Raw genomic sequence first — 16,397 nt, 5'->3', positions numbered from 1 at the left:
TCTAACGTATGAGCACTCGACATGAGTGCAGGGGACTGTCAGATATCGCCGCGATCGGAACTTCACTTCGATATCTAATGAAAGTGCATACGCACATATCAGCGCGTGCGTGATGGGTTCGAATTCAACGGTTGGGGCGTCTACATCGCGGTGAGATGTTCCCTGACGTTCTGCAGAATAGCGGCCGACGCTTCCGGGTCTTCGACGATACGCGCCATCGTGACCGCGCCGATCATGGCCGAGAGCGCGAAGATGGCTTCCGACCGGGCTGTCGTCTTCTGCCGGCGTTTCGATCGCCTGGCGAGGACCTCGACGAGATCGTCGAACCCGCGTGCCGCTACGGCTCGCGTCTGTTCGTCGGCGCGGGCAAGCTCGCTGCCCATGCCGGCAAGCGGGCAGCCGTCGGCCCGTTCGTCGCGATGCGAGGTGGAGGCGTAGGCGTCGACGATCGCCTTGAAACCGTCGTGTCCGGCGCTTTCGCCCGCTGCGGTGTCCAGCTTGTGGATGATCGCGCTCAGCCCCGTCTCGCACGCTTCCGCGACCAGTTGATCTTTGGAATCGAAATGCCGGTAAAAGCCGCCGTGCGACAGCCCCGCTTCGGCCATCAGATCGGCCAGGCCGGTTGCCTGGATGCCGTTGGCGCGGAATTCCCGCGCCGCGACCTCGACGATCTTGCGGCGCGTATCGGCCGTTTCCGCTCTCGATTTCCTCATGATCGTATCGCTTCGTAACAGGTTATTTAGATGGTAGTCATCATCTAAATGGATGTCAACCCGTGCCTCGCGACAACACTGCGTTTCAGTTTTCGAGCGGCGCTACCACCGCAGCAACTTCGGCCCCAGCCACGCGCCGATGCCCGCCGGCACCAGCATGCCGATCGCGTACCACACGCTCCAGAACGCCGGGCTCATCTCGGGGCAATGCAGGCAGTACACGATCGTGGCCGTCGAACTCGCGAGCAGACCGGCGACGGCGCCAGCAAGCCGCAGCTGCGTCGGCGCGAGCGATTTGACGGCCCAGAACACGGCGGGGAAGGTCGGCAGCGACAGCAGCATGATGTTGAACGGACACGTGCGCCAGGTGTGACCGAGCACGAGCGCCCAGCGTCCGCCCGGTGCCGCGCCGTCCAGCACGAACATGCTCGCCGCCCATACCGCGACGAACGGCAGCGCGATCAGCGCCCACGAGTAACCTGTGCGCGCGCCCGGACGGCCGAGCCGCATCACGGCCAGCATCGCGCCGACCGCAATCGCGAGCGGATACGCCATCTTGGCCCAGAAGATGGTGGTGCGCGCGACGCTCGCCAGATCGTGGCGCACGCCGAACACCACGCTCATCAGGATCAGCGAGCCCAATCCGCCGAGCAGCAGTGCCTTGACGAAACGTCGTGCGACCGCGCCGCGCTCGATGCGGGTGACCTGATTCGACAGGAGGCCAATGAGATCGTCGGTCTTCATCGCAGCCCCCGGATAAGTGCAGCCAGTGCCTTGAGACCCCGATGCACGCCGACCTTGACGGCCGATTCGGACAGCCCCGTGATACGCGCCGTCTCGGTGACGGACAGGCCTTCGAGTTTCATGTGGACGATCGGGAGCCGCTGCTTGTCGGGAAGATGATCGAGCAGCTTGCCGATATCGTGACGCGCTTGCGCGGGTTCGTCGTCGGTGTCGGCGAGCAGTTCGGCGTGGTCGTCGAGCGGATCGTTGAGGGATTCGCGGCGCGCGCGCGAACGGAAGAAATCCATCAGCTTGTAGCGGGCGATCGCGTGCAGCCAGGCCGTCAGCGGTTCGTCCGGACGGTAGGTGTGACGCGCGTTGTGCACGGCGAGCAGGATCTCCTGGACGAGGTCTTCCACGTCGTCGCGATACTGCGGGATGCGTCTGCGCAGAAATCCGCGCAGATGCCGCGTGAGTGCTTGAAGAAAGCTTCGATAAGCGTCGGCGTCGCCGTCGAGACCGCGGGTGAACAACGCTTTCAGGCGGCTTTCCGCGTCTTGCAACATGGCTCCTCGATGGGCGGGACGACGGGACGGTGACGCTTGCGCGTGGCTCGCCGCCGCAACGAGCGGGGCGCCCAGCTTCAGATCGAGCGCTTCGGCATAGCCGAAGCCGTGATGCGCCACTATAACGCGGTCGTCGTCCATCGTCGTCACCCGCCTCCTTTAACGGGTTAATTCGCGCTTTCGCATCGGGCGGTTACAGCCTGCGGAAAAAAGTTTTTTTCGCGTTGTGCTGTAACCCGGCGCGTGTCCCCGACGAATTGACGTGTATCCGACCGTCATGGTGATCGACATGGACACGACAAAAGCGACACTCACGCCGGCGCACGACAGCGTTCCGCGCAGTTCGCCCATTCATCCGCTGTGGTTGCGCGTCACGCATTGGCTCAATGCGTTCGCCGCGCTGATCATGATGTTCTCGGGCTGGCGCATCTACGACGCGTCGCCCGTTTTCCGCGGCATTGTGATTCCGCCGTCGATCACACTTGGCGGCTGGCTCGGCGGTGCACTGCAATGGCACTTCGCGGCGATGTGGCTGCTGGTGTTCAACGGCATCGTCTATCTCGCGCTCAACCTCGCGAGCGGGCGCTTCGTCGCAAAGTTCTTTCCGCTTTCGCCGCGTGCCGTGCTGCGCGACTTCATCGCGGCCGTGAGCGGCAAGCTGTCTCACGCGGATCTGCGTCAGTACAACGCGGTGCAGAAGCTCGCCTATCTGGCCGTCATCGTCGATCTCGTGGTGCTCGTGCTGTCGGGTCTCGCGATCTGGAAGTCGGTGCAGTTTCCGCTGCTGCGCGAACTGATGGGCGGCTACGACAACGCGCGCATCGTTCACTTCTGCGCGATGGCGGTGATGGCGGCGTTCGTCGTCGTGCACGTCGCGATGGTCGCGCTCGTGCCGCGTTCGCTGCTGACCATGCTGCGCGGCCGTTGATCTTTGCACGAGGAGACCCCATGAAAACCAGCGACAAACCGATCATGAAGCTCGATCGTGCCGCGATTCTCGCCGATGCGAGCCGCGAACTGGAGATGCCTTCGCGCCGTCTGTTCGGCAAACGCATGCTGACCCTCGGAGGGCTGTCGTTGTTGACCGGCTGCTCGATCACCGACGAGGACTCGGTCAACAAGTTCTTGACGGCGGTGTCGCGTCTAAACGACCGCGCGCAGGCATTGCTGTTCGATCCGAAGGAACTTGCGCCTACTTACACGGAAGCGCAGATCACGCGGCCGTTTCCGTTCAACGCGTTCTATGGCATCGACGACGTGCCCGAGGTGGACGGCAGCGACTATCGCCTGAAAGTCAGCGGTCTCGTGACGGGGCAGCGCGTGTGGACATTGCCGGAGCTGTATGCGCTGCCGCACGCTGAACAGATCACACGGCATATCTGCGTCGAAGGGTGGAGCGCGATCGGGCGCTGGGGCGGCACGCCGTTCGCGGGATTCCTGCGCCGCATCGGCGCCGATACGACGGCGAAGTATGTCGGCTTTCGCTGCGCGGACGACTACTACGAGAGCATCGACATGCCCACTGCGCTGCATCCGCAGACCTTGCTCACGTTCGAGTACGACGGCGAGCGTTTGCCCGCGAAATACGGCTATCCGATGAAGCTGCGCATGCCGACCAAGCTCGGCTACAAGAACCCGAAACACATCGTCGAGATTTTCGTGACCAATACGTATCCCGGCGGCTATTGGGTCGATCAGGGCTACAACTGGTTCGGCGGTTCCTGAGTGCTGTTCTGTTTTTTCTGGTTCCGGTATGGCCGGATACCACTTTCAACCCACCAAGGAGATGAGCAATGAAACGACTGATGACGGCGGTATTCGTCGCAACGCTGGCGATGGGCACGACGGCTGCATTTGCGCAGGCGAGCGGCGCGATGGGGAACGACGCGATGAGCAAGGACGCCATGTCGCATGATGCGATGAAGAAGGACAACATGTCGCACGATACGATGAAGAAAAACAGCAAGATGAAGAAGCACGATGCGATGGGGATGGATCATCCCGCATCGGGCGCGATGTCGCAGTAAGCAGCGCATGCTGTGAAGCCGGGCGTGCGTGCGCGCCCGGCTGTATTGCGATTTTGCAAAGGCCGGGCCGCTTAGGCCTGTGCCTGGAAAATCAGATTGAACGGCGTTTGCGTCGCGCGCCTGAAACGCGTGAACCCGCCCGCCGTCACGACATCTCTTAGCCGCGCTTCGCCCGCCTGCGCGCCGAGCGCCTTTCTGCCTTCCTGCGACAACGACGCGCCCGTGCAGATCATCGTCGACGCGGAATAGAACACGCGCCCGACGGGATTCAGATTGTCTTCGAGCCGATCGTTCGCAAACGGCTCGACGATCATCCACGACCCATCGGGTTTCAACGACTGCAACACGTGCGCCGCTGCGCCCGTCGGGTCGCCCATGTCATGAAGGCAATCGAAGAACGCGACGAGGTCGTAGTCGTTGCCGGGGAATGCTTGCGCACTCGCGACTTCGAACGTGACTCTTTCGGCGAGGCCCGCTTCGTCGGCAAGCTCGCGCGCTCTCTGCACGGACGGCTCGTGATAATCGAAGCCGACGAACGTCGCGTCGGGATAGGCATCGGCCATCAGCATCGTCGATGCGCCATGTCCGCAGCCGACATCCGCGACCTTCGCGCCGCGCCCCTTGAGTATCGCTTCGACGCCGTTGAGCGCGGGAATCCAGTCATCGACCAGATGCGCCGCGTAGCCCGGACGAAAGAAGCGCTCCGTGCCCTTGAACAGCGACGGATGATGCTGATGCCAGCCGACGCCCAGGCCCGTGCGGAATGCGGCTTCGAGCTTGGGCAGGCTGCGGAACATCGCTTCGGCGCAGTCGGCGAAGCCGGGTATGAACGTCGGGCTCGTTTCTTCCGCGAAACACATCGCCATTTCGTTATCGAGTTGATACCGCGCGGTTTCGGGCTCGTAGCGGATGAAGCGTGAAGCGGCCTGCGCCGCGAGCCATTCGCGCACGTATCGTTCGGCGAGACCGGCGCGTTCGGCGACCTGCTCCGAGGTCATCCAGCCTTGCTCGGTCATGGCCTTGTAGAGGCCGAGCCGGTCGCCCAGCGCGATCAGCGGCGCGGACGCCACGGCGCCGAACTCTTCGACCATGCGTTTCATGAAGTCCTGCACCTTTTGTTCGTCGTATTGCATGTGCCACCTCCTTGACGAAGGCAGAATTGATCTGACGAAAAGGGCGCCCGCCCATGCATGCACGTTGCGGGCGACGTCCATGCAAAGTATAGGCAGCGGAAAGGCGGACGAAAGGCTGAGTTCAGCGCATCTCGTGCGCGTGTATGATCCGCGAACATCAAGGCCATTTCACCGGGACGACAGATGAGTTCAAGCAGGCAAGCCAAACGTGGCGTTCCAGCCAAACAGGATCTGGAGGCGATGTCGGTATTCCGTTACGAACTGCGCAAGTTCCTGCGCGTGTCCGAGGAGATCTCCAACGCGGCGGGCATCACGACGCTTCAGTATCAGTTGCTGCTGCACGTGCGCGGGTTCGAGGGGCGCCAATGGGCCACGGTCGGCGAACTGGCGGAACGTCTGCAGGCGGCGCCGAACGGAACGGCCGCGCTGGTGTCGCGCTGCGAATCGGCCGGGCTCGTAACGCGCAAGCCCGACGCGGCCGATCGCCGTCAGGTGCAGGTGCATCTGACGCCCAAAGGCGAGCGCTGTCTGCTCAAGCTCGCAGCCGAGCACAAGGCGCACTATGGCTCGTTCGGCTGGGTGTTCGGCGAGACGAACGAGTAACCCGAACGAGTAACCGTTCCGCAGCCGGTCGCACGAGTCGAAATGGAGAAGCGCACATTTATGTCACAATGTGCCTTATTTCGTTTCGACCACTCAAGCATTCCGATGCGCATTCCCGCATTTTTCGACCGTCGCGCGATGCTGCGCGCGAGGCGGCTCTGGCTTCACTACGGCGTGTTCTGGCTGGGCGCGGTCGCAACCGGCCTCGTCGCCGTCATGTATGCGCGGCTGATCGATTTCGGCTACGACACGTTCCTGCATTACACGGCTGAGCACTGGTGGCTGCCGCTGGTGCTGACGCCGGCCATCGGCGCGTTCGGCGTCTGGATTACCCGGCGCTGCTTTCCTGGCGCGGAGGGTAGCGGCATTCCACAAGTCATCGCGACGCTGCACGATGGGCGCGACCTCGGGCCGCGTCTGCTGAACCTGCGCATTCTGGCCGGCAAGATCGCCGTATCGTTTCTGTCGATACTCGGCGGCTTCACGATAGGTCGCGAAGGACCGACGATCCACGTCGGCGCTTCGCTGATGTTCAGCCTGCGGCGCTTCTATCCGGCGCGTTTGCGCAACCTGCGCGGCGGCGAACTGGAGCGCAAGCTCGCGCTGGCGGGCGCCGCCGCCGGGCTCTCCGCGGCGTTCAACGCGCCGCTTGCCGGCGTCGTGTTCGCGATCGAAGAACTGACGCGCAGCTTCGAACAGCGAACCAGCGGCGTGCTGATCACGGCGATCATCTTCGCGGGTATCGTCTCGCTTGGCTTGCAGGGCAACTACACGTATTTCGGCACGATCGATATCGACGGCCATTTTCCGGATCTGCTGGCCGTTGCCGTCGTGCTGCTGGGCGTCGTGACGGGCGTGGCAGGCGGTGCGTTCTGCTGGCTGTTGCTGAATACCGAACGCTGGATGCCCGCCAGGCTCGTCGCGTGGAGAAAGGTGCATCCCGTTGCGTTCGGCGCGGCGTGCGGCCTCTTCATCGCCGTGATCGGCGTGGCCGCCGGCGGTCACACGTTCGGCAGCGGCTATGCCGAAGCGCGCGGCATGCTGGAAGGCAACTCGCAACTCGGCGCGAGCTATCCGCTGCTCAAGATGGCGTCGATGGTCGGTTCGTATTTGCCCGGCGCGCCGGGCGGACTCTTCGCGCCTTCGCTGGCGATCGGCGCGGGAATCGGCAACGCACTGCATCTCGTGTTCGGGCAGATGCAATTGCCGATGTTGATCGCGCTCGGCATGGTCGGTTATCTCGCTGCCGTCACGCAAAGTCCGATCACGGCATTTGTGATCGTGATCGAGATGATCAACGGACACGCGCTGGTGCTTTCGTTGATGGCGACGGCGCTGATCTCGAGCCAGGTGTCGAAGCTGTTTGCGCCGCCGCTGTACGAGGCGCTGGCGCAGCGCTATATCGCCCGTTGAGAGCGGGCGTTGCGTGTACTCCGATGATGCGTAAGGCCTGTTCTTCCGAAGGACTTTCCAGCAAGTTGCGCATCTGCCCGGCCGTGACCTTCGCGCGCTGCATGTGCTGCCCGTACTCAAGACCTTTCTCGACCGGCATCGCAGGCTCAAATCGACATCGTTCTCGACTTCGCGCGCTGAGAGCCTGAAGCGTGCCGCGCGATCAATACGCGGCGCGCAGCGCCTCGTCGGCGACGGCGAGCCGCGACGCGATCGTCTTGATCAGGAAGCGATGAAACTGCTGCGCGGCGACCGGGTCTTCGCGTTCGAGCGCGAACAGCGCAGGCACCGACAGACGGTGCACGCGCGTCCGTGCTTCGGCGATGACGTCGGCGCTTCGCGGGGTCTGCGTGTACACGGCCATTTCGCCGACGACCGTGCCGGGTCCGAACGAGCGCAGCCGCACGAGCCGGCCGCCCGATAGCGGCAGCGACACGGCGACGCGTCCGCGTTCGACGATATAGAGCGCGTCGCCGGGGTCGCCATGCAGGAAGAGCGGCTCGCCGGCGTCGAGATCGCGCACTTCGAGGCACGCGCACAGCCTGGACAGCGCGGAAGGCGTGAAATGCGGCGCGAGTGTCGCACGTAGATCCTGTTCGCCCGATGGTTGCGTGAGCGAGCACGATTCGAGCAGGCGATCTTCGATCCATTCGAGTCCGGCATCGAGTGTCGCGAACTCGTGGATGCGCAAGTTGAGCGTGCCCGACTTCGCGAGCAGGTTGCGCGAACGCGCGGGCAATGCAGTGAGCACGAGGTCGGCGCCCGACGACGCGCACAGTTGCCGCAGCTTGACGAACGCAATCGATACTGACGCATCCATGCCGTTGGTCGATGCGAAGTCGAGCACGACATAGCGCACGGGAACGGCGCCGTTGGCCTTCAGCCGCTCGCGCACGCGCTGCAGGATCGAATTCGCGGTGCCGAAGAACAGAAAGCCTTGCAGGCACAGACCGCACAGTTGCGCGCCGCATTCACGCAGATGCGTGGAATCCTCGATACTGCGCTCGACCGACGACGTGCGTGTGGAGGCATCGAACTCCATGCGCACGCAACTGACGCGCCCGTACAGCAGTGCGAACATCACGCACGCGGCGATGACGCCCGCGATCACGCCCGCAACCACGCCATACAGCGCGACGGCGGCGAGCATGCCCGGCACGAGCGCGTACTCGTACCAGTTGAGCCTCGCATACGCGCCGACCAGCCATTGCAGCATCAGCCGCAGTCCCATGAACAGTTGCAGCCCGACCAGCACGGGGACGGGAAAGAGCGCCACCAGATCGGGCGATGCCGCGAGCGCGACGAGGCACGCGAGCGCGGCGAACACGCCCGCGAGCCGGCTCGTGGCGCCTGCGCGCGCATTGAGCATCGAGCGGTTGTACGACTGATAGCCGACCATCCCGCCCAGCAATCCGCTCGCGATATTGGCAAGCCCCGCCGCGCGCATTTCGCGATTCAGATCGATGTCCTCGCCCGTTGCGGCGCCAATGGCAGTGGAGTTCATCAGGATCGTGATCGCCGACGCCGACGTCACGATCAGCGACTCGGGCAGGTGCGCCGCGATCGCGGACCAGTCGATCGCACTCTGCGCGAGCGATGTGGGCACGTGCAGATCGGGGAACACGTGCAACCTGACCTGGGGCAGCAGCAGGCCCAGGCGGCGCGCATCGTCGATCGAGAGTCCCGCGAGGTGCAGCGCCAGATAGAACAGCGCGATGCCGCACACGAGCACGAACGGCAACGCGGCGATGTGCTGGCGTCCGCGCGTGAGTACGGTCGTCAGCACGCCGATGAACAGCGCCGGCGTCCACGCGAGCCAGTGCAGATGCGTGAGCAGACCGAGCGTGTGCCACTGCGGCGATTCCCCCGTCAGCACGCGGAACGCACCCGCCAGCAGCAGATAACCCGTGCCTGCCAGAAATCCGCCTACGACGGGATACGGCAGGAATTGCAGGGAACGGCTGCGCTTCGACGAGCCGATCGCGAACAGCACGATACCCGTCAGCACCGAACACAGCGCGATCGCGATCAGCACGGTTAAGAGAATGGTTTGCGGCGAGCCGCCGTCGGCATGCACGCTGCTCGCGACGCCTGCCGCGACGCCCGCGAGAAAGGCGGTTGCGTTGCTGTCGGGCCCGGCGATGTTCAGGCGCATCGAGCTGGTCAGCGCGATCACCAGCGCGGTGACGATGCAACTGATCAGCGCGGTCGGCACGCCGAGTTCGGCGTAGCGCGCGAGGTCGGCGCTGAAGATCAGCGTGCCGAGGCTCATCGCGTAGCAGAGCATCACGAGCGTCGAGACGGCGCCCGCCGTCAGGTCGCCGAGCAAGCCGGCGACGCGTGGCGCGCTCGCGCCTCGAGACGTCGATGCGGACGCGGACTCCGACTCCGACTCCGACTCCGACGTAGAACCTGTAGCACCCTGCTTCACGGCGCTCTCCCGGAACGCGCGGCGCCCGGTGCAGGCGGAGGCCGCGCGAGCCAGTATCCGCCGCGGTTCTCGCGCCTGTCAAACGGCCGGCAGGCGAGCAGCGCCGCCATCCGTCGACGGGCGCAGCACCTACACTGGAAAAGGCGCGCGTCGTCGTATTTCTTAAGCGCTCAACGGGAACCAGATTCGGGCGATGACGATGGATATCGAACCGTGGCTCGACGGACTCGGGCTCGAGCGGTACACGCAGTCGTTTGCCGACAACGACATCGACGCGTCGATGCTGCCTCGGCTCACCGACGCGGATCTAAAGGAACTCGGCGTGCGTTCGCTCGGGCATCGCAAGCGGCTGCTGGCGGCGATCGCGCAATTGACGTGCGCGGGCGGCGCCGAGGTGTCCGTGCGCGCCGTCGGCACACCGGCCGACGAGCGCAGGCAGGTCGCCGTTCTGTTCGCCGATCTGTGCGGCTTCACGGACCTGAGCCGCAAACTCGATCCCGAGGAGTTGCTGGTCGTGCTCGATGGATACTTCGAGCAGGTCGATGCGATTGTCGAGCGGCACGGCGGGCACATCGACAAGCATGTGGGCGACTGCGTGATGGCGGTGTTCGGCGCGCCGCGTTCGCATGGAAACGATCCGGAACGCGCCGTGCGCGCCGCGCTCGCGATGATTGACGCGATACCGGCGTTGTCCCGTACGCTTGCGCGTCCGCTCTCCATTCACGTCGGCATCGCCGTCGGTCAGGTCGTGGCCAGCGGCATGGGCAGCACGGCGCACAGGGAATACACCGTCACGGGCGACACAGTCAATCTCGCGTCGCGTCTCACCGACGCGGCCGGACCGGGCGAGATACTGATCTCGGAAGCGGTGTGGCGCGCGCTGGCCGATCGCCTCGACTGCGCGGCACGGGGCGCGCTGGCCGTGAAGGGTTTCGCCGAGCCCGTTTCGGTGTGGCGTCTCGACGGCCTCCGGCGTTCGGCGCCGAGTCGGCCGTTGATCGGCAGGCTCGACGAACTGAGCCGCTTCCGCGACATACTCCGATCGTGCCGTGAAGCCGCACGCGGCGGCATCGTGCAGATTCGCGGCGAGGCCGGCATCGGCAAGACGCGTCTCGCCGAGGCGTTTCAGCGCGAGGCGACCGAGCGGGGGTTCGCCTGCCATCACGCGTTCGTGCTCGACTTCGGATCGGGAGCGGGCCGCGACGCCATCCGGTCGCTGGTGCGCGGCCTTCTCGCGCTCGACGATTCGAGCAACGCCGATGCCGCCACGCTCGCCGTGACGCGGGCCATTGCCGATGGTCTGATCGATGCCGGCGACGCGCCGTTCGTCGATGACCTGATCGATGTGCCGCAGCCGCCCGAAGGCCGCGCGGTGTACGAGGCCATGAACCATGCGATGCGTGTGCGAGGCCGGCAGAACGCGATGATCCGGCTGATGCAAAGCGCGAGCCGCAAGCAACCCCGCTTGCTGGTCGTCGAAGACATACACTGGTCGGACCGATCGACGCGCCAGGATCTCACCGAACTCGCCTCGGCGGCGGCGGAAAGTCCTGCCGTGCTGGTGCTGACGACGCGGCCTCGAGACGATCCGCTCGACAACGCGTCGAACGCAGCGTGCTCGTTCTTCGATCTCGGCCCTTTGAACGACAGCGATGCACGTCTGATGGCCGGATCGTTTCCCTGCGCAGACGAACTGGCCGAACGTTGCATCGAACGGGCTGCCGGCAATCCGCTCTTTCTCGAACAACTGCTCAGCAACGCGGAGAAAACGGCAAATGCGGGCGTGCCGGGTTCGGTGCAAAGCCTCGTGCAGGCGCGGCTGGATGGGCTCGATCCCGTGGAAAAAAACGTCTTGCGGGTTGCCTCCATATTCGGCCAGTTCTTCGAGAAGGAGGCGGTCGGCCATATGCTCGACGGCGCCGCTCCGGCACTGGAGCCCTTGATCACCGGCCGCCTGCTGCGTCAGCAAGGCAGCGGCTACAGCTTCCATCACGCACTCATTCGCGACGCCATCTACGACGGGCTGCTGAAAAGCCAGCGCCGCGAATTGCATCGCCGTGCCGCGCAATGGTATGCACAGCGCGACGCCGTTCTGCGGGCCGAACATCTCGACCGCGCAGCCGACGTCGAGGCGCCACGCGCCTATTGCGACGCGGCGCAAACGCAGGCCGCGGGATATCGCTATGAATTCGCGCTGCGGCTCGTCGAACGCGGGCTCGAACTGACATCGGCCCAGAGCGACCGCGTGGCGCTCGAATGCCTGCGCGGCGACATCCTGCACGACACCGGCGACATGCCGGCGGCGCTCGGCGCGTTCGAAACCGCGCTCGCGGCTGCCGCGACGGATACAGAGCGCTGTCAGGCGTGGATCGGGCGTGCCACTGTGAAGCGGATCGTCGACGATCTCGATGGTGCGTGGGCCGATCTCGACTGCGCGGCTGCCGCCGCTACGGCCGACGGTCTGCTGCGCGAGCAGGCGCGCATTCACTTTTTGCGCGGCAATCTGTGCTTTCCGCGCGGCGAGATCGACGGTTGTGTCCGCGAACACGAGCGCAGCCTCGCGATAGCACGCGAGGCCCGCGACTTCGAACAGGAGGCGGCCGCGCTGGGTGGACTCGGCGACGGCGAATACATGCGCGGGAGAATGATCAGTGCGCATCACGCCTTCAGCCGCTGCATCGATTTGTGCCGGCTCCACGGGTTTGGACGAATAGAAGTGGCGAACCTGCCCATGCTTGCGATTACGGCATGGTTCGCGGGCAAGACGAACATGGCAGTCGATACCGCTCACGCCAGCATCGCTGCGGCGGAGAAGGTCGGTCATCTACGCGCGCTCGCTGTCGCGCATCATGCCGCCTGGCACTGCTTTCACGATCTCGCGCAGTGGGATCGTGCGTGGGAGCATGTCGGCCCTGCGCTGCAGTGCGCGCGTGATCTGAAATCGCGGCGCTTCGAAGGCGAGGCGCTAGCCCTTCGCGCGGAGTTGCAGCGGGTGGCCGGGCGTCGGCGCGAAGCACTCGACGATATCGGCGAGGCGCTGGCGATCAGCCGGGAGACGGGCATGGCTTATCTGGGCGCGGCCTATCTCGGCACGCTTGCGCGCGTAACGCATGAACGTGCCGTGTTCGAACGCGCTATCGAGGAGGGCGAAGCTGTGCTCGCCGCCGGAGCGGTGAGCCACAATCACTATCTGTTTCGACGCGATGCAATCGAAGCGTGTCTCGACCGCGGACAGTGGGATGCGGCCGCGGTACACGCCGCCGCGCTCGAACGATACGTGTGCCGCGAACCGTCGCCGTTTTCGGGCTTCGTCCTCGCACGGGCCCGTGTGCTCATTGCTCACGGAAGAGGCAAGCGGAGCGCGGCAGCCTCGGGCGAACTCAGGCGCATCAGGGAAGAGGGCGCAGCACTCGGTTTCCTGTATGCGCTGTCGGCAATCGACGCCGCGCTTGCGGATCACGCGAACCAAACAGGGCCGGCGACCTGAAACCGCCAGCGCGCTTCCGTTCGATTTGCACCTAAGCCTTGCGCCACGCGATCTCCTGAAAGTCGATGGAAACCAGCAAAGGCTCGTCGATCTTGCGATGCGACTCGTCGTACGCAAAAACGCGACGCGACATCGGCACCATGATCCCATCGACGTTGCGATAGTTTGCTGCATAGTTCGCGCCGCTCGCAACGCGTGCGTTGATCCTGCATGGGCAGGGCGAGGCTTGGACTCACGACGGCGCTACACCGTCACTCCCGCAACCGCTTTCCCCACCGCGAAGACCGAAAGCCGCTGCTGGATCCAACGCAGCAGTTCCAGCGGTCCGGGTGTGAGCGCGCGGCTCGATTTCACGAGCAGCCTGGCGTGCGTGCCCTGAAGCAGCGGATGATCGACGGGCACGGTGGTCAACTCGCCGCTCGCCACTTCGCGTCGCGCTGCGAACTCGCCGATCAGCGTGACGAAGTTGCCGGCGGCGACCATGCGCTTGAGCACGGCTAGCGAATTGCTCGTCATCGCGGGCTGGATCTGCATGCCTTCGGCGATTTCGAGCATCTTCACCGCATGACCGATGCCGAACGACTGCGGCATCAGCGCGAGCGGAAAGGCACGCAGGTCCTGCACGGTGGCGGGCCGCTTCTTCTGCGCGAGCGGATGTTCGCGGCGCAACAGCAGCACCGCGCGCTGGAGCGAACTCGCGAGACAGCGCAGGCGCGGATGCGGCGGCGGATTATAGGCAAGCCCGATATGCGCGCGATCGCCGGCGACTTCATCGACGATCCCATCGCGCGCCAGCATGCTCATTTCGATCGTCAGCGCAGGGTACTTCGCGCAAAACGGCACGAGCACATCCTCAGTCAGCGTATCGACGAAACCCTCGCTGACGGCAAGCTGCACGCGGCCGTGCCGCAAGCCGCGAAACGCATGCAGCCGGTCTTCGAGCTTCTCCTGCTGAGACTGGCAACCTTCCCAGAATTCCAGCAGATGCGTGGCCGGCTCCGTCGGCCGGACGCCTTTCGCACCGCGCTCGAATAGCGCGACGCCCAGTTCTTCTTCGAGCAGCCGGATCTGCCGCGTGATGACGGAAGGGGACGTGTTCATGTCGTCGGCGGCACCACGTATCGAGCCGTGCGCGAGCACAGCGTGGAAATACCTCAGGCGCTGGTGATTGATTGTTCGCATCGTTGTCGGACCTGTGAATTCTCGAGTGTTGACCAGAAGGCAACAGGGAGTGCGCATTGTTGCTGTTGTGTTGCCCATGCGTTCCTGCCACCATGCGCGGCACATCGACGGAGATCGTCGAGGCCGCACTGGCGCGCATCGTCGAGGTTCATTTGAGCAGCCGGATGTATCTGCCGCGTGTCTGGAATGGTTTCGCGTGCAACGGCATGTATCGCCGCGTGAAGACGGGATACCTGCGCATACAGACGCGGCGGTCTCGCTTTGCAGCGCAAGGGCACCGCGCCGTCAGTGGAAGCAGCAGCCTGAGTATTTCGCCGTATCCGTAGTCGAAGAACCTGTCATGAAGAAGCTCGAACACGTCCTGATCGTCGACGACGATCGAGAGATCCGCGAACTGGTCGCCGCCTATCTGGCACGCAACGACATGCGGGTCTCGCATGCGGCCAACGCACGCGCGATGCGCGCTGCGCTCGTCCTCGACCGGCCCGATCTCATCGTTCTCGACGTGAGATTGCCGGACACCGACGGCCTGTCGCTGTGCCGCGAATTGCGTGCCGGCGATTTTCACGCAATACCCATCGTGATGCTGTCCGCGCGCCACGAAGAAGCGGACCGGATCGTCGGCCTCGAAATGGGCGCCGACGACTACCTGTCCAAGCCGTTTGCGATCCGCGAACTGCTGGCGCGCATTCGCGCGGTTCTGCGCCGCACGAATATGCTGCCGCCCGGCATGCAGATCGCGGAGTCGGCGGCGATGCTGCGCTTCGGCGACTGGCGGCTCGACACGGGCGCCCGTCATCTGCTCGATGCAGAAGGCACGATGGTTGCGCTGAGCGGCGCCGAGTACCGGCTGTTGCGCGTGTTTCTCGATCATCCGAACCGCGTGCTCACGCGCGACCAGTTGCTCAACATGACGCAGGGACGGCACGCCGATCTGCTCGACCGTTCGATCGACCTGCTCGTGAGCCGCGTGCGTCAGCGCTTGCAGGACGGCGTGCGCGACGGCCGCTACATCAAGACGCTGCGCAACGAAGGCTATCTGTTCTCCGCGACGGTGACGGCCGTCGATAACCACGCGTCGCGCGCGCCCATGTCCGCCTGCTGCGCCTAGGGCACGAGCAGCAGCTTGCCCGTCGTGCGGCGGCTTTCCATATCGGCATGCGCGCGCGCCGCGTCCGCCAGCGGATAGACGCCGCCGATCCTGACCTCCAGCACGCCCGCGATGATCCAGTCGAACAACTGCTTCGTCCGCGCGCGCAGCAGCGCAGGCGTAGGGATGTGATCCATGAAGGTCGCATAGCCGATCTTGATGCTCTTCGGCAGGCTCATGATGTGGATCGGCCCCGCATCGCCCAGCACGGGCCCATACCAGCAGAACGTGCCCGAACGGCGCAGCGACGCGAGCGAGCCCTGAAACGTCGCCGGTCCCGAGCCGTCGTAGACGACATGCACGCCTTCGCCGTCGGTGAGGCGCATGACCTCGTCGGCGAAATGGCCTTCGCTGTCGACGATCACATGATCGGCGCCCGCATGCCGCGCGGCTTCGATCTTGTCTTCGTGCGACACGCGGCCGATCACCATGCCGCCGCGCAGCCTGATGATCTGCGTCAGCAGCAAACCGAGGCCGCCCGCTGCCGCATGCACCAGCGCGATATCGCCTTGGCGCACGGGATAGAAGTCAGTCGCGAAGTGACTCGCCGTGAGGCCTTGCATCATCACGGCAGCGGCGGTGGTGTGATCGATTGCGTCGGGAACGGGCACGAGCGAGGCGGCGGGTATCGCGATGCGCTGCGCGTAGCTGCCGGGTGCATAGACCCACGCGACGCGCTGTCCCGGCCGGATATCCGCCACGTTCTCGCCGACCTTCAGCACGCGGCCCGCGCCTTCGACGCCGAGCGTCTTTGGGTTCGGCATCGTCGCCCAGATGCCGCCGCGCCGCACGCCGATGTCCATGAAGTTGACGCCTGCGGCATCCACTTCGACGAGCACTTCGCCGGGTCCGGCGACGGGTTCGTCGCGCTCGGCGACGCGCAGCACCTCCGGCCCGCCCGGACCGTCCATCACGATTGTCTTCATGTCG

Annotated in this window: 15 protein-coding genes; 8 read left to right on the top strand and 7 right to left on the bottom strand. The window is 64.8% G+C overall.

The genetic code is table 11. The annotated features are described in order from the left end of the window. Positions 1–140: 140 nt before the first annotated feature. The 3 genes from G3N95_RS16060 to G3N95_RS16050 all read right to left on the bottom strand — a co-directional run bounded on the left by G3N95_RS16060 (position 141) and on the right by G3N95_RS16050 (position 1,999). On the bottom strand, positions 141–713 hold the full coding sequence (locus G3N95_RS16060) for a TetR family transcriptional regulator (RefSeq protein WP_205971067.1): 573 nt from the start codon (positions 711–713) through the stop codon (positions 141–143). A 102-nt stretch (positions 714–815) separates the two neighbouring features. After that, a complete protein-coding gene (locus tag G3N95_RS16055; protein WP_205971066.1) occupies positions 816–1,457 on the bottom strand; it encodes a DUF1109 domain-containing protein in 642 nt (213 codons plus the stop codon). Next, the gene (locus G3N95_RS16050) at positions 1,454–1,999 is read right to left on the bottom strand and encodes a sigma-70 family RNA polymerase sigma factor (protein ID WP_205971164.1); all 546 of its coding nucleotides are present in this window, start codon (positions 1,997–1,999) and stop codon (positions 1,454–1,456) included. The genes G3N95_RS16055 and G3N95_RS16050 overlap by 4 nt, the downstream gene beginning before the upstream one ends. Positions 2,000–2,291: 292 nt before the next feature. On the opposite strand from G3N95_RS16050, the gene G3N95_RS16045 reads away from it, so the two are divergent. The 3 genes from G3N95_RS16045 (at position 2,292) to G3N95_RS16035 (ending at position 4,029) form a co-directional block, all read left to right on the top strand. Further along, complete coding sequence (locus G3N95_RS16045) at positions 2,292–2,930, top strand: cytochrome b/b6 domain-containing protein (RefSeq protein WP_205971065.1); 639 nt, start codon at positions 2,292–2,294, stop codon at positions 2,928–2,930. Between the two features lie 20 nt (positions 2,931–2,950). Then, entirely contained in the window at positions 2,951–3,727 is a 777-nt protein-coding gene (locus tag G3N95_RS16040; protein WP_205971064.1) for a molybdopterin-dependent oxidoreductase, read from the top strand. A 68-nt stretch (positions 3,728–3,795) separates the two neighbouring features. Then, positions 3,796–4,029, top strand: coding sequence for a pentapeptide MXKDX repeat protein (locus G3N95_RS16035; RefSeq protein ID WP_205971063.1), 234 nt, complete (start codon positions 3,796–3,798; stop codon positions 4,027–4,029). A 71-nt stretch (positions 4,030–4,100) separates the two neighbouring features. Here G3N95_RS16035 and G3N95_RS16030 read toward each other — a convergent pair whose 3' ends face one another. After that, on the bottom strand, positions 4,101–5,162 hold the full coding sequence (locus tag G3N95_RS16030; RefSeq protein ID WP_205971062.1) for a class I SAM-dependent methyltransferase: 1,062 nt from the start codon (positions 5,160–5,162) through the stop codon (positions 4,101–4,103). 183 nt (positions 5,163–5,345) lie between these two features. Between G3N95_RS16030 and G3N95_RS16025 the strand changes: the two genes are divergently transcribed. Next, on the top strand, positions 5,346–5,765 hold the full coding sequence (locus G3N95_RS16025; RefSeq protein WP_205971061.1) for a MarR family winged helix-turn-helix transcriptional regulator: 420 nt from the start codon (positions 5,346–5,348) through the stop codon (positions 5,763–5,765). A 105-nt stretch (positions 5,766–5,870) separates the two neighbouring features. Further along, the gene (locus G3N95_RS16020; RefSeq protein ID WP_205971060.1) at positions 5,871–7,178 is read left to right on the top strand and encodes a chloride channel protein; all 1,308 of its coding nucleotides are present in this window, start codon (positions 5,871–5,873) and stop codon (positions 7,176–7,178) included. Positions 7,179–7,380: 202 nt separating this feature from the next. Here G3N95_RS16020 and G3N95_RS16015 read toward each other — a convergent pair whose 3' ends face one another. Next, a complete protein-coding gene (locus G3N95_RS16015) occupies positions 7,381–9,546 on the bottom strand; it encodes a SulP family inorganic anion transporter (RefSeq protein ID WP_205971163.1) in 2,166 nt (721 codons plus the stop codon). A gap of 301 nt (positions 9,547–9,847) precedes the next feature. Between G3N95_RS16015 and G3N95_RS16010 the strand changes: the two genes are divergently transcribed. Continuing rightward, positions 9,848–13,135 carry an adenylate/guanylate cyclase domain-containing protein gene (locus tag G3N95_RS16010; RefSeq protein ID WP_205971059.1) on the top strand — a complete coding sequence of 1,096 codons (3,288 nt, stop codon included), beginning with the start codon at positions 9,848–9,850 and terminating at the stop codon, positions 13,133–13,135. A gap of 243 nt (positions 13,136–13,378) precedes the next feature. Here G3N95_RS16010 and G3N95_RS16005 read toward each other — a convergent pair whose 3' ends face one another. Next, positions 13,379–14,317: a LysR family transcriptional regulator gene (locus tag G3N95_RS16005; protein ID WP_205971058.1), complete on the bottom strand. Its 939-nt coding sequence runs from the start codon at positions 14,315–14,317 to the stop codon at positions 13,379–13,381. A 92-nt stretch (positions 14,318–14,409) separates the two neighbouring features. Here G3N95_RS16005 and G3N95_RS16000 point away from each other — a divergent pair, with 92 nt between their 5' ends. Both G3N95_RS16000 and G3N95_RS15995 read left to right on the top strand, forming a co-directional pair. Next, positions 14,410–14,643, top strand: a complete 234-nt coding sequence (locus tag G3N95_RS16000; protein WP_205971057.1) for a hypothetical protein — start codon at positions 14,410–14,412, stop codon at positions 14,641–14,643. 14 nt (positions 14,644–14,657) lie between these two features. Continuing rightward, on the top strand, positions 14,658–15,428 hold the full coding sequence (locus G3N95_RS15995; protein WP_205971056.1) for a response regulator transcription factor: 771 nt from the start codon (positions 14,658–14,660) through the stop codon (positions 15,426–15,428). On the opposite strand, the gene G3N95_RS15990 is transcribed toward G3N95_RS15995, so the two are convergent. Beyond that, positions 15,425–16,393 (bottom strand): quinone oxidoreductase, encoded by a 969-nt coding sequence (locus G3N95_RS15990; RefSeq protein ID WP_205971055.1) that lies wholly within the window; start codon positions 16,391–16,393, stop codon positions 15,425–15,427. The genes G3N95_RS15995 and G3N95_RS15990 overlap by 4 nt on opposite strands. Positions 16,394–16,397 lie beyond the last annotated feature (4 nt).

This window comes from Paraburkholderia sp. Tr-20389, from assembly GCF_017104565.1.
GTDB lineage: Bacteria > Pseudomonadota > Gammaproteobacteria > Burkholderiales > Burkholderiaceae > Paraburkholderia.
Note: the sequence above shows the minus strand (reverse complement) of the source record. Positions and strands in the feature narration are given on the sequence as shown.

What these genes read in the sequence shown, in the direction of transcription:
- G3N95_RS16060 (WP_205971067.1), bottom strand. Translation starts at nt 713, where the DNA reads ATGAGGAAATCGAGAGCGGAAACGGCCGATACGCGCCGCAAGATCGTC.
- G3N95_RS16055 (WP_205971066.1), bottom strand. Translation starts at nt 1,457, where the DNA reads ATGAAGACCGACGATCTCATTGGCCTCCTGTCGAATCAGGTCACCCGC.
- G3N95_RS16045 (WP_205971065.1), top strand. Translation starts at nt 2,292, where the DNA reads ATGGACACGACAAAAGCGACACTCACGCCGGCGCACGACAGCGTTCCG.
- G3N95_RS16040 (WP_205971064.1), top strand. Translation starts at nt 2,951, where the DNA reads ATGAAAACCAGCGACAAACCGATCATGAAGCTCGATCGTGCCGCGATT.
- G3N95_RS16035 (WP_205971063.1), top strand. Translation starts at nt 3,796, where the DNA reads ATGAAACGACTGATGACGGCGGTATTCGTCGCAACGCTGGCGATGGGC.
- G3N95_RS16030 (WP_205971062.1), bottom strand. Translation starts at nt 5,162, where the DNA reads ATGCAATACGACGAACAAAAGGTGCAGGACTTCATGAAACGCATGGTC.
- G3N95_RS16025 (WP_205971061.1), top strand. Translation starts at nt 5,346, where the DNA reads ATGAGTTCAAGCAGGCAAGCCAAACGTGGCGTTCCAGCCAAACAGGAT.
- G3N95_RS16020 (WP_205971060.1), top strand. Translation starts at nt 5,871, where the DNA reads ATGCGCATTCCCGCATTTTTCGACCGTCGCGCGATGCTGCGCGCGAGG.
- G3N95_RS16010 (WP_205971059.1), top strand. Translation starts at nt 9,848, where the DNA reads ATGGATATCGAACCGTGGCTCGACGGACTCGGGCTCGAGCGGTACACG.
- G3N95_RS16005 (WP_205971058.1), bottom strand. Translation starts at nt 14,317, where the DNA reads ATGCGAACAATCAATCACCAGCGCCTGAGGTATTTCCACGCTGTGCTC.
- G3N95_RS16000 (WP_205971057.1), top strand. Translation starts at nt 14,410, where the DNA reads ATGCGCGGCACATCGACGGAGATCGTCGAGGCCGCACTGGCGCGCATC.
- G3N95_RS15995 (WP_205971056.1), top strand. Translation starts at nt 14,658, where the DNA reads ATGAAGAAGCTCGAACACGTCCTGATCGTCGACGACGATCGAGAGATC.
- G3N95_RS15990 (WP_205971055.1), bottom strand. Translation starts at nt 16,393, where the DNA reads ATGAAGACAATCGTGATGGACGGTCCGGGCGGGCCGGAGGTGCTGCGC.